The sequence below is a fragment of the Oceanobacillus sp. FSL K6-0251 genome, from assembly GCF_038004725.1.
Lineage (GTDB): Bacteria > Bacillota > Bacilli > Bacillales > Amphibacillaceae > Oceanobacillus > Oceanobacillus oncorhynchi.
This window is the reverse complement of sequence record NZ_JBBORS010000001.1, coordinates 4,133,988-4,146,534: the sequence shown is the minus strand read 5'-3', so window position 1 is coordinate 4,146,534 and position 12,547 is coordinate 4,133,988. Positions and strand designations below refer to the sequence as shown.

8 protein-coding genes are annotated in these 12,547 nt (G+C 37.2%); 7 read left to right on the top strand and 1 reads right to left on the bottom strand.

Annotated elements, in window-relative coordinates:
* The first annotated feature begins 50 nt into the window (after positions 1–50).
* Positions 51–1,082 carry a CapA family protein gene (locus tag MKY45_RS20325; protein WP_341173342.1) on the top strand — a complete coding sequence of 344 codons (1,032 nt, stop codon included), beginning with the start codon at positions 51–53 and terminating at the stop codon, positions 1,080–1,082.
* 66 nt (positions 1,083–1,148) lie between these two features.
* On the opposite strand, the gene MKY45_RS20320 is transcribed toward MKY45_RS20325, so the two are convergent.
* Positions 1,149–2,834 (bottom strand): ATP-binding protein, encoded by a 1,686-nt coding sequence (locus MKY45_RS20320; RefSeq protein ID WP_212929164.1) that lies wholly within the window; start codon positions 2,832–2,834, stop codon positions 1,149–1,151.
* Positions 2,835–3,387: 553 nt separating this feature from the next.
* Here MKY45_RS20320 and MKY45_RS20315 point away from each other — a divergent pair.
* From MKY45_RS20315 to MKY45_RS20290, 6 genes are all read left to right on the top strand, one after another.
* Complete coding sequence (locus tag MKY45_RS20315; protein WP_289585409.1) at positions 3,388–4,833, top strand: acylphosphatase; 1,446 nt, start codon at positions 3,388–3,390, stop codon at positions 4,831–4,833.
* Between the two features lie 19 nt (positions 4,834–4,852).
* Complete coding sequence (locus tag MKY45_RS20310) at positions 4,853–6,055, top strand: YheC/YheD family protein (protein WP_341173341.1); 1,203 nt, start codon at positions 4,853–4,855, stop codon at positions 6,053–6,055.
* Positions 6,056–6,438: 383 nt separating this feature from the next.
* Complete coding sequence (locus MKY45_RS20305) at positions 6,439–7,890, top strand: acylphosphatase (RefSeq protein WP_341173340.1); 1,452 nt, start codon at positions 6,439–6,441, stop codon at positions 7,888–7,890.
* A gap of 350 nt (positions 7,891–8,240) precedes the next feature.
* Entirely contained in the window at positions 8,241–9,272 is a 1,032-nt protein-coding gene (locus MKY45_RS20300; protein WP_212929160.1) for a CapA family protein, read from the top strand.
* A 127-nt stretch (positions 9,273–9,399) separates the two neighbouring features.
* A complete protein-coding gene (locus tag MKY45_RS20295) occupies positions 9,400–10,650 on the top strand; it encodes a YheC/YheD family protein (RefSeq protein ID WP_341173339.1) in 1,251 nt (416 codons plus the stop codon).
* A 151-nt stretch (positions 10,651–10,801) separates the two neighbouring features.
* The gene (locus MKY45_RS20290) at positions 10,802–12,262 is read left to right on the top strand and encodes an acylphosphatase (RefSeq protein WP_341173338.1); all 1,461 of its coding nucleotides are present in this window, start codon (positions 10,802–10,804) and stop codon (positions 12,260–12,262) included.
* Positions 12,263–12,547: the final 285 nt, after the last annotated feature.

The window sequence follows — 12,547 nt, the reverse complement described above, 5'->3', positions numbered from 1 at the left end:
TAGTCTAGTATCGATGAGATAAGATGATAAATAATTGTGGAGGAATGTTCATGTCACAAATTAAATTAACAGCTACTGGTGACGTGCTGCTACACTCTAGAGTGTACGATATCAGCAAAAAAAATGGGAAATATGATTTTAAAGATAAAATGGCTCCTGCGAAAAAACTGCTGCAAGCAGGAGATATCTCTGTTGTTAACTTAGAATCGATTGTAGCCGGAGAAGAATTAGGCCTTATCTCTTTCCCAGAATTTAATAACCCGGTAGAATTAGCGGAAAACTTAAAAGAATTCGGCACAGACATTGTCACAAATGCGAATAACCACAGTCTTGATTTAGGCGAAGAAGGCGTGCTTAAATCAATTGAAAACCTTGAAAAAATAGGGCTTCCTTACGTTGGTTCACATAAGTCAAAAGAAGACCAGCAAAAATTCCGTATTATTGAGAAGGAAGGAATTAAGGTAGCGATTCTATCTTATACGGCTGTCACGTTAGGCAAGAATCCGCCTAAAAATAAACCGTATCTTTTAAATCGTATTGTGGCCGGCTCTACGAAGGAAGTAAGACGGGATATTGAGCGCTTGAAAAAAGAAGAAAGCCCGGACGTAGTTGTTGTTGCAGCGCACTTTGGAAGAGAATATGCGCTTAATCCGCCAGCTTCTCAGGTAGATATTGCTACATCTTTATCAGACGCTGGTGCAGATATTGTTTTAGGACATCATCCGCATGTCCTTCAGCCTGCACAGTGGATATTGAATTCCAGAGGGAAAAAGACCTTTGTCATCTATTCTTTAGGAAACTTTTACAGCGGTCAAAAAGGATTGTATAGACAAATAGGCGGCGTATTGTCTCTGAATATCAGCAAAGATGAAAATGGTAAAGTGGCAATTAACCATCCGGAAATGGATCTGACCTTTGTAGATGCTAATCGTAAAAACAATTATCAAATGCATTTATTAAGTGATTATATAGCTAAAAATCCATACATTGAAACAGACCATGATAAATTCGACAGTCTGGAAGTATATAGCGAATTAACAGAGCGGTTAACGCAGTGGATGCCAGAGTTTAAATTAAAATAATAATAGATTAATAAAGCCATAAGCAGTCAGGAATACTAAATCCCGAGTGCTTATGGCTTTATGTTGTTATTTTTTCAGTTTTTCTGTAAATGCCCGAATAGGCTTCGTCATTTTCCAAGAGTTACTTTCTTCCATTTGCTGCAGGCGTTTCTTTAATTGTTTATTTTGTCGCTGGGTCAATTCTAGAGTCCGCTCGTCCCGCTCATATTTTGCTAGACGGTTCACGGCATATTGATAGTCTGATTTTAATTTAGCATAGTCTTTGATATATTTATTCAACGCAGCTTTTTCTTCCGAATTACTATTCTCACTGCTGGCAGCTTTTTCATTTGGCGTTTCAATATGAAACCCATGCATAATAGGGCTTGAACGTTTCTTTTCTGTTATTGTTGCCGACTTGCTGATTCGTTTTGTATATCTTTCCAGTCTTGTTTGGAAATCATTGATTCTTTTTTGACTGGAACCAACAATAATAGAGATATCTCCATTATTTAGGGGTTTTATATAACCATGGACTTTAGCATGATATGCCAAACGACGCACACGTCCGGAAAAAGCTTTTGTATATTCACAGCCGCTGACTACATAACGAGTAAGCTTTAATGCTCTCAAAGGCAATACAGGAATACCAACTTCTGTTGCATTTCCATTCATACAAGCATCGAAAATAAAATCAAAATCTAAGAAGAAGTTTTGAGCATTTGTCCGGTCGTAATCCACTGTTTCTGGAAAATAAAAATCAATTAATTTCGAAGGGATATCCTGCGCCTTTCCTTTCATTGGAAACAAATGTTGCGTAATATGCGCCCGTGTATTCAACTCAATAACAGCCGCTGTATCATTTTCTTCATCCACCATCATATCTACACCGCATTGAGGTAAATCGTCAAAAGCACTTACTGCATTAACGGCAATCTGTTTGATGTTATCAGACAGGTCATCTGTAACTTCGATGGAATCGCCGCCTGCAGATACATTATTTTTTGATTTGATATAGACTAATTCCCCATCTGGGATAACAGAGTTCAGATCATAGCCTTCTCGGCGTAACATATTTCTCAGCTCATCATCGATTTTTATTTTTCGATTTGTAAGCGATGGAAGTTTAGCGCGTTCTTCATTCTTTTGATCAATTAATTGCCTGACTGTACTTTTACCGTCACCAACAACGTTTGCCTTTATTCGTTTTAAAGCTCCGATTACTTTGCTGTCTAGAACATAAACACGATAATCTTCTCCAGCAAAATACTTTTCTAAAATAATATGAGGAGATTTTAATTTCACTCGAACATAATTTAAAGCTTCAATCAACTCTTCTTCATTTTGAATACCAGCGATAACGCCTGTTCCTCCAGTTCCCGCTAGGGGCTTTACCACAACAGGGTATTGAATCTCAGCAGCATACTGTATTATTTCAGAATCACTGATATCGGCACTAAAGTCTTTTCCTCCAGGCGTAGACACATTATTTTTCTCTAGAACCTCTTTCGTTTTAACTTTGTTTTTTGTTAATTCTTTCGTTCGTTTAGAAACTAAATCGCCACGAGTGGCACTAAAATGATGGCTTTTATTACCATCTGTAATAACATAAGAGGGTTCAAATTTACCTGTTCCTTCTTTTACAATACTGAAAGAAATGGTTAATCCTCTTCGCCAGGCTTCTAATATAATACTATAGGTACTCAACATATAATTATTTGCTTTTTCCGGTATAGGGTGGTCTAAACTTTTTAGAAATCGATTTTCTGTCATAATCAATTCTCCTAACATAATTTCGCTTAAATAGTTATTTATCATTATAACATATTTCTTCAACTGGCTTCTCAATAAACACCCATCAAATTCACTTGGGAACAATGGAATAATCCCAAAACTGATTTTGAAGCAAAATAAATAACATTTTCCTTGTTTCTTGAAATGAGAGTCATACAATCAATACTCTTTCGACAAAATTTTTAACAATTTAACTATCTATTTTCAGGATTAATTTATATAATATTAATAATCTGAAAAACAATGGCTATAAAATGAATCCATGCTTCGAATTTCTTAAAATAAGCTATGTTGTTTTAGATTTGCATGCGAAAAATATTTTTTAGGGTAATTCTTATGCTGTTAAATGGTTAAAAGTTAAAAATCGGGTAAATTAAGTAAAAAGATTGAAATAAAATGATGTTTCAAGAAATATATTTTGTTGGGATTTAGATAATCAGTAGAACGAACAACAGCAGGAAACAAGCTGATTGGGAAAAGAAATATGCATTTTTTTCTAATTAGTCATTAAACAAAAAAGAGGAGAATGATTATGAAATCTCAAGAGGTAGAGCTTTTACCTGCACTGAGTAAAAAAGTAGTGGAAGGGATAACTGGCTTCCAATTATGTTCTTATTTAGTAGCGTTGGAAGGCTGGAGAAGAGGACTGGAATTAAAATGGTATCGAGACGAAACAAGTCTTTGTAAATTAGACAGAATGAACAGCAGTACACATGGAAAGTTCTTTTCACTAAGTAATGGAGATAACCTGCATTATTTCTTTCGCTCCAGAGGAGACAAAGTAGCGAATAAGGCAGTAAGAATTTGTCAGAATAAAGAAGAAACAAAAGCGCTTCTTGAACAGAGTAATGTGCCTATTCCTATAGGAAAGACATTGGAAACAGATGCAGATATGATTGCTTACGCGAATGAAATTGGCTATCCTGTAATTATAAAACCATTAAATGGAAGTATGGGTAAAGGTGTCTATACAAATATATCCAATGAAAATGAGTTAGCAGGAGTTATTAAAGAATTAAGGTCGAAATATGCTTATCGTCAGTATATTGTGGAAAAGCATTATGATGGCAATGAATATCGAATTTATGTGGTTGGAGATAAAGTTATTGGCGCGACGAACCGGATTCCGGCAAATGTGGTTGGTGATGGAATAAACACGATAGAAAAATTGATTGAACTCAAGAACGAGGAAAGAAAACAGAATCCATATTTAGCACCGAAACCGATAAAAGTAGATTATGAAGTAACCTACATGCTGGAACGAGCCGGTTACGCGCTGAATAATATTCCTGAAAAAGGGGAGCAGGTTTTCCTGAGAGAAAAAAGTAATCTGTCCTCTGGCGGGGATCCTATCGAAGCTACCGATGAACTTTCAGAAGAAGTGAAGCAGATTGCTGTAAATGGATTAAAAGCGCTGCCTTCTCTCCCTCATGCCGGAATAGATATTATTGTCGACCCGCGTGACAATCGAAAGGGAGTAGTGCTGGAGATAAATGGCACTGCAGAGATTGGTTTTCACTTATACCCATTAGCAGGGAAAGCAAAGGATGTTCCCGGAGCAATCATCGATTATTACTTTCCGGAAACAATAGGGGAAAATAAAACCCAATTTTACTTTGATTATCTCAGCTTATTAGGACCGTTAAAGCAATGCGCAGCAGATGAAATAAAAGTTGCCAAAACGCCAGTGAAGGAAATGTTTGCTAAAAAATATACCGTCAGCGGGAAAGTGAACCGGGTAGGGTATATGAATTATATCAAAAGGCAGGCACTAAGAAATAACCTTTTTGGCTATGCGAAGAAAATAGATAACAATACGATTGAAGTTTATCTTATCAGTGAGAAAAAAGATGGGCTGGATACATTCAAGAAGTTTGTCAGCAAAGGGTCTAAAAAATCCATTGTTGAACAGATTGAGGAACGAAATCTGGAGTATTCAAACAGACCCAGAAAAATAGGTTTTCAAATAATAACTTAGTAAGAGAGAAGGATTGGACATGCAAGAAATCGGGATGTTGACCAATTTTAATAAGCCGACGGAATTAGCGAAAATGACTTCTCTAGTAGCAAAAGCATACGGCATGGAGCTAATCTACATGCGGCCGAAGGATATTAATATAGAAGAGAAAAAGGTGTATGGAAAAGTTCTAGTGAATAATAAATGGGTGGATAAAACAACAGATATCCCCCCTTTCATTGATGCTGCTCCATATTGTTTTATGAGAAAAAATAAAGAGAAAATGGATTTTTTAAGAAAAACAACCTTTTTATCAGATAATCGAAGAAACGTGGTAACAAAGGAGATGTTACAAAATACGTTAAGCAAGGATGAGCAATTTTCTCATTTGATGATACCAACGCATAAAATTAAGTCTTTCCAGGATATGGACAGCTATCTGCATGATTATCAGAAGATTGTATTGAAGCCAGGGAAAGGACTGCGAGGCAAAGGCATCTATATTATTGAAAAGAAGGATAACGATTTATTTACAATCGGCTTTAATAAAGAAAAATGGGATGCTGATGTAAATGCACTGGAGGAATTTTTTGATAACACGGTAAGAGGAAAGAATTATATCCTCCAGAAATACGTTACGTCCAGAACCCCGCAAGGAGATCCGTTTGACTGCCGGGTCCATGTAGAAAAAGACGGAACAGGCAAGTGGGCGGTCGCTAAAATTTATGTGCGGATCGGTATCGGTCAGTCTGTTATATCTAATGTGAACCAGGGCGGAGGAATTAGTGATCCAAAAGAATTTCTCAAGGCAAACTTTAATAGGCAGCATGAGGAAATCTATCAAAATTTATTAAAACTCGGAACACAGATACCAAAAAAAATGGAGCAGCTGAGAGGAACACATATTATGTCCCTGGGGCTGGATATTGGAATAGATACAAACGGCAAATTATATCTATTTGAGGTAAATGATGGACCAAGTACCAAGGCAGTTATATCCGAAGTGGCATTTTTAAGAAGTAATTACTATTTGTATGTCTTAGAGAATCGATTAAACAGAAAAGTAAAAGTAAAAGTAAAAGATTCCACGGATGAATTGGAAAATAACCAGAAGGAAATCCGTGAATTAAAAGAAATGATTGCAGAAAAAGAGAAGCAATTAAATAGCATATTAAATAGTAAATCCTGGAAGCTGACAGGTGTTATGAGAAAAGCGAGAAGGAAGATGACCAAGAAGAAATAGCGGCGAATCGTGACGTTTTCTAACCTTCTATCATAAAAAGATAAGGACTTACGTATTTTAGCTGAAATGCCAGCTGGAATCGCAGGCAATAGAAATAAGAAAATGCTGTAAAGCGGCCGTTTTCCTGAATTTTATAGGGGAAGGCCGCTTATTTAATGGCGTTTTTTCTTCACGCTGATTCTAATTTGTAAGCAGCCGTAAAAAAGATGTGAGAATAAAATTAGATTTATGATAAGATGTGTATAGAAAGCATGGAAAAAAATAGAGTCATATATAGAGCAGATAACAAATAATACGAATACATATAGCAGCCGCAGATTGAAATATACCTGTTCACATGTATGATGAGAAACAAGTGAATACAAAGATGAAGGAGAATGGTTATGAAATCTCAAGAAGCAAAACTTCTTCCCGACCTGTCCAAAAAAGTAGTGAAGGATATAACAGGCTTTCAATTAGACGCTTATGCAGTAGCTTTGGAAGGCTGGAGAAGAGGCTTAGAATTAAAATGGTACAGTGATGAAACAAGCGTATGTAAATTGCACCGAATAAACAGCACCACACACGGGAAATTTTTCTCTCTAAGTGATGGAGAAAAAACGCATTATTTCCTGCGCTCCAGAGGCGATAAAGTAGCCAATAAAACGATAGGTATTTGTCAAAACAAAGAAAAAACCAAATCCTATATGCGAAAACATGATGTGCCGGTGCCGCTTGGAGCAGCTTTGGAAAGCGATGAAGAGATTATTAACTATGCGAATGAGATTGGCTATCCTGTTATTATCAAGCCGTTAAGCGGAAGCATGGGAGTAGGCGTATATACCAATATCTCGGATGAACAAACATTGGTAACTATTCTGAAGGAAGTAAGAAAAAAATATTCCTACCGCCGATATTTAGTGGAAAAACATTATGAGGGCAATGAATACCGCATCTATGTCGTCGGAGATAAAGTGATTGGCGCCACAAACAGAGTCCCTGCAAACGTCACAGGGAATGGGGAAGACACGATTGAAAAATTAATTGAAATCAAGAATGAAGAAAGAAAACAGAATCCGTATTTGTCGCCAAAGCCGATAAAGGTAGATTATGAAGTGACCTATATGCTTGAAAGAGCCGGCTATACTGTAACCAGTATTCCAAAAGAAGGCGAGCAAATATTTCTGCGGGAAAAAAGTAACCTTTCTTCCGGCGGTGACCCGATTGAGGCAACCGATGAACTGTCAGATGAGGTGAAACAAATTGCGGTCGACTCGTTAAAAGCACTTCCTTCCATCCCGCATGCCGGAGTAGATATTATTGTCGAATCGAAGGATAATACAAAAGGGGTCGTATTAGAAGTAAATGCAACCGCTGAAATTGCCTTCCATCTATTTCCGCTGATTGGGAAAGCGAAGGACGTTCCTGGAGCGCTCATCGATTACTATTTCCCGGAAACAGCAGGTGCTGAAAGAACACATTTTTATTTTGATTTCCTGAGCATCTTAGAACCGATAAAAACGGGAGCGATTGAGGAAATCAAGGTGGCTGAAACTCCATTGAATAAAAAATATGCAAAGAAATATACGGCAACTGGAAAATTAAACAGAGTAGGGTATATGACAAAAATAAAAAGATTTGCATTGGAAAGAAATCTATATGGCTATGCGAAAAAAATAGATGACAACACTGTCGACATATTTCTTATCGGAGAATCTAAAGAAGAATTGGATGCATTTAAAGAATATGTGAAAAAAGGATCGAAAAAATCTGTCGTCAAAAATATTAGAGAAAAAGATCTTGAACTCTCTAGTAGACCTAGAAAAACAGGGTTTAAAATTATAACGTCATCCTGATAGAATAGGAGAAGTATTCTTGTGAGACTTAATTAAAGGGATGTTATTATAAAATGAACTATTTGGAGTATATATACGCTGAATAGTTCATTTTTCTTTTGAAAATAACAGACAAAGAGAGTTTAAAATAATCTGTTTTTAACCAATATTTTCCTTATACTTATACAAAAAGCCGTTCGGTTTAAATCAATGCTAAGTAAAAAGAGACATCCAATCAGCCAATAGAAATTTTTGAAAAATACATAAAATCATGTCAAAAAGTGTCTTTTTTGGTACAGTATATTTACAAACAACAGTGTGGAAGCACAGATTCATAGAAGGTTTAAATAACGGATGGCGGAGGTATAAGTATGTCACAGATGAAATTAGTAGCTACTGGAGATGTTCTGCTACATGACAGGGTATATGATAAATGTATAAAAAACGGAAAATATGACTTCCGGGATAAGATGGCTCCCGTAAAGGAATTATTACAAGCGGGAGATTTGTCGATTGTTAATTTAGAATCAATCGTAGCTGGGGAAGAATTTGGGCTTGCGACGTACCCAAGATTTAATAACCCGATTGAGATTGCAGAAAACTTAAAGGAATTTGGCACAGACATCGTTACCAATGCCAATAACCACAGCTTTGACTTTGGAGAAGAGGGCGTATTGAAATCCATTGAGAACCTTGAAAAAATTGGTTTGCCTTATGTAGGTTCCCACAAGTCCAAAGCAGACAAGGACACATTCCGGATATTTGAGCGAAATGGTATTAAAGTGGCCGTGCTGTCGTATTCAACGGTTTCCAATAATAAGGATTTTCCTAAAGGAAAAAGATATTTATTAAACCGAATCATCGGCGGATCAACCATCCCTGTCAGAAAAACAATTGAGCGCTTAAAGGAAGAAGAAAAGGTGGATGTGGTAATTGCAGCCGTGCATTTTGGACCAGAGTATGCTTTAAATCCATCATCATTTCAAGTGAATCTAGCTACATCTCTATCAGATGCTGGCGCAGATATTATCCTTGGACATCATCCGCATGTCTTGCAGCCGGCGCAGTGGATACTGAATTCCCGGGCAAACAAATCATTGGCGATCTATTCTCTCGGGAATCTGTATACCGGGCAATTTGGGGTCTACCGGCAAATCGGAGGGGTGCTCTCTCTGGACATAAGCAAAAATGAAGACGGACAAGTTACAATCGGACAGCCTGAAATGGATTTAACCTTCGTCGATGATGTGAACAATACCGAGTTTCAAATGCATTTATTCCGGGATTATATCGAAGAAAATCGCCATATCAAAACAGACTTTGGCACATTTGACAGTTTAGAGATATATACCGAGCTAAAAAACAGATTAACACAATGGGTTCCAGACTTTAAACTCAGGTAAGCAAAGCAATATGTTTCCTTTCATAGGTTAGATTTCATCACTTTAATTGGAAAATTGTATTTGGATCAAAATATCTATAATCATAAATACACTCGATTTTATCAAACAACAGGAAGAAGGATTGTAGATGATAGTAGGCTATATGCGCAATTTAAAAAAACCGGATTCACTGGCTAGAACAACGTCACTCATTGCCAAGTCATATGGAATCGAATTGCTCTATATGAACCCGGCAGATGTCGATATAAAAAAGAAAAAAGTATATGGAAGATTACTGGTCAATAATAAGTGGGTAGATAAAGAGACGGATATTCCCCCTTTTATCGATGTCGTTCCGTATTGCTTTAAAAAGGAATCGAAAGAAGTCATGGACTTCTTAAAAGAAACGACGTTATTATCCGAAGATCGACAAAATGTCATCACGAAAGAATATTTACAAGAGGTATTAAGTAAGGATGAGGCGTTTTCTCATTTAATGATACCTACGCATCCGATGGAGACGGTTGAAGATTTACATCATTACTTGAATCAGTACCAAAAAGTCGTGCTGAAGCCGGAAAGCGGGCTGCGCGGTAAAAATATCTACTTTATAGAAAAGGTAGAAGCGAATGTACTCCAAATCGGTTTTAATACAGAAAAATGGAAGATTCCTTTAAATGAACTGAAATCATTTTTCGATACTACGTTAAAAGGGAAAAATTACTTCCTTCAAAAATACGTTGTATCAAGAACGCCCCAGGGCGATCCATTTGACTGCCGGGTACATGTAGAGAAAAATGGCAGAGGCCGGTGGACAATCGCTAAGATTTATGTGCGGATCGGCATCGGACAGTCCGTTATTTCCAATGTGAACCAAGGCGGAGGAGTCAGTGATACCCGAGAATTTTTAAAAGCAAATTACGGGGATAAATGGCAGGAAATCTATCGATATTTAAAAAAACTCGGAAAAATAATCCCGGAAAAAATGGAAGAACTGCGAGGAAAGGATATTATGACGTTAGGGCTGGATGTTGGCATCGATCAAAGCGGCGAACACTTTTATTTGTTTGAAGTGAATGACAGTCCCAGCTCCAAAGCATTAAAATCCGATGTAGCCTATTTTAGAAGTAATTACTACTTATATGTGTTAAAAGAAAAATTAAATATTCATGTGAAGGATGCAAAGGAAGAGGTAGAATCCCTTTCGGACATAATCGCTCAAATGCAAAAAGAAATAAGAGAAAAAGACAGGGCACTCGCCGGCATGGAAAAACAAATAGTTCAAAAAGAGAAAGAACTCACCAGCAAAGAAAAACGGCTGAATAATATGCTGAATAGTACCTCCTGGAAAATGACAGGCATTTTGAGAAAAACTAAAAAAATATTTGTAAAGAAGTAGCCATATGAGTGTCACAATATAAAGAAAACTTAATAGAATTGAAATCGTTCAAAGCGTATGATATGTCCCTAAAACCCGGACAAGCAGCGAATTGTATTCTATTACATGCACTTTAAAATAAAACAAAAAGTAGAATAAGGGGACTGTTTTTATGAAAACACAACAAGTAGAACTCCTTCCTACACTGACAAAGGAAGCTGTAAATGATGTGACTGGCTATCAGCTATGCGGTTATTTAATCGCTTTAGAAGGATGGAGAAGAGGATTAGAATTAAAATGGTACAGAGACGAATCCAGTCTTTGCAAACTGCATCGTATGTTCAGCAGCACGCATGGGAAATTCTACTCTTTAAGCAACGGAGATACGCTGCATTATTTCTATCGTTCCAGAGGGGATAAAGTAGCGAATGAATCAGTCACAATATGTCTGGATAAAGAAGAAACAAAAGCTTTTCTTGAGCAGGGGAATGTACCTGTCCCTAAAGGGAAGACATTAGAAACAGATGAAGCTATCATTGATTACGCGAATGAAATTGGTTATCCGGTTATTATCAAACCATTAAAAGGCAGCATGGGTAAAGGCGTCTACACCAATATTGATAATGAAGCGGAGCTGACTGCTGTTTTAAAAGAATTAAGAAACAGCTATTCCTACCGTCAATATATTGTAGAAAAACACTACGACGGCAAGGAGTACCGTGTATATGTTGTCGGCGATAAGGTTATTGGAGCAACGAACCGGATTCCTGCCAATGTGGTTGGAGATGGGATAAACACCATTGAAAAATTGATTGAACTAAAAAATAACGAAAGAAAAAAGAATCCGTATTTAGCAACCAAGCCAATAGAAGTCGATTACGAAGTGAATTCCATGCTGAAAAGAGCCGCCTATACAGTAGAAAGTATTCCGGCAAAAGAAGAGCAGGTCTTCTTAAGGGAAAAAAGCAATCTGTCTACTGGCGGAGACCCGATCGAGGCCACGGATGAATTGACAGACGAAGTGAAACAGATTGCCGTAGATGCATTAAAGGCACTGCCGTCGCTTCCACATGCCGGGTTAGACATTATTGTTAATCCAGAGGACAATCGGAAAGGCGTGGTGTTGGAAATCAACGGAACTGCAGAAATTGGTTTTCACCTGTTCCCCTTGGAAGGAAAGGCAAAAGATGTACCTGGTGCTATCATGGATTATTACTTCCCGGAAACAATTGGGAAAGAAAAATCTAACTTTTATTTTGATTATCTCTGCATGTTAGAACCATTAAAAAAATATGCCGTAGATGAAATGAAAGTGATTCGGACACCGGCAATTAATATGTATGCAAAAAGATATACCGTAACCGGAAAAGTGAATCAGGTAGGATATCTGGGTTTTATCAAAAGACAAGCACTGAAGAACGATCTCTTTGGCCATGCGAAAAAAATAAATAAAAATACGGTGGAAGTATATCTTATCGGCGAGGAAAAAGAAGTGCTGGACACATTTAAAAAGACAGTAGCGAAAGGAAATAAAAAGTCCTCTGTCGAGAATGTAGAAGAACAAGACCTAGTCTATACAAATGAACCAAGAAAGACCGGATTCCAGGTCATCACAAAGACAAACCGTCGCTGAAACCGTCAAAAAAATAATTAGGTAGTTAAATAGCCTGCCAGAGAATGAGAAAAGTGTGTTTTACCTAAAAAAATAAACAATTTTCCGATATACGTAAATTAAAGTAATGAATTATACTTTTGTTTTACTCATAAAGATGAGTGAATGATGATTGAAAACAGTAACTAGCGGAAGAAAAACACGGAGACTCCTGTGGGAAAGCGCAGAGGGAAGACCCCACAGAAAAAAAGCGAACTTCTTTTTTTCGAGGAGGCTGAGCTCAAGCCCACGGAAAGCGTAGTGTTT

What these genes read in the sequence shown, in the direction of transcription:
- MKY45_RS20315 (WP_289585409.1), top strand. Translation starts at nt 3,388, where the DNA reads ATGAAATCTCAAGAGGTAGAGCTTTTACCTGCACTGAGTAAAAAAGTA.
- MKY45_RS20290 (WP_341173338.1), top strand. Translation starts at nt 10,802, where the DNA reads ATGAAAACACAACAAGTAGAACTCCTTCCTACACTGACAAAGGAAGCT.
- MKY45_RS20325 (WP_341173342.1), top strand. Translation starts at nt 51, where the DNA reads ATGTCACAAATTAAATTAACAGCTACTGGTGACGTGCTGCTACACTCT.
- MKY45_RS20320 (WP_212929164.1), bottom strand. Translation starts at nt 2,834, where the DNA reads ATGACAGAAAATCGATTTCTAAAAAGTTTAGACCACCCTATACCGGAA.
- MKY45_RS20295 (WP_341173339.1), top strand. Translation starts at nt 9,400, where the DNA reads ATGATAGTAGGCTATATGCGCAATTTAAAAAAACCGGATTCACTGGCT.
- MKY45_RS20305 (WP_341173340.1), top strand. Translation starts at nt 6,439, where the DNA reads ATGAAATCTCAAGAAGCAAAACTTCTTCCCGACCTGTCCAAAAAAGTA.
- MKY45_RS20310 (WP_341173341.1), top strand. Translation starts at nt 4,853, where the DNA reads ATGCAAGAAATCGGGATGTTGACCAATTTTAATAAGCCGACGGAATTA.
- MKY45_RS20300 (WP_212929160.1), top strand. Translation starts at nt 8,241, where the DNA reads ATGTCACAGATGAAATTAGTAGCTACTGGAGATGTTCTGCTACATGAC.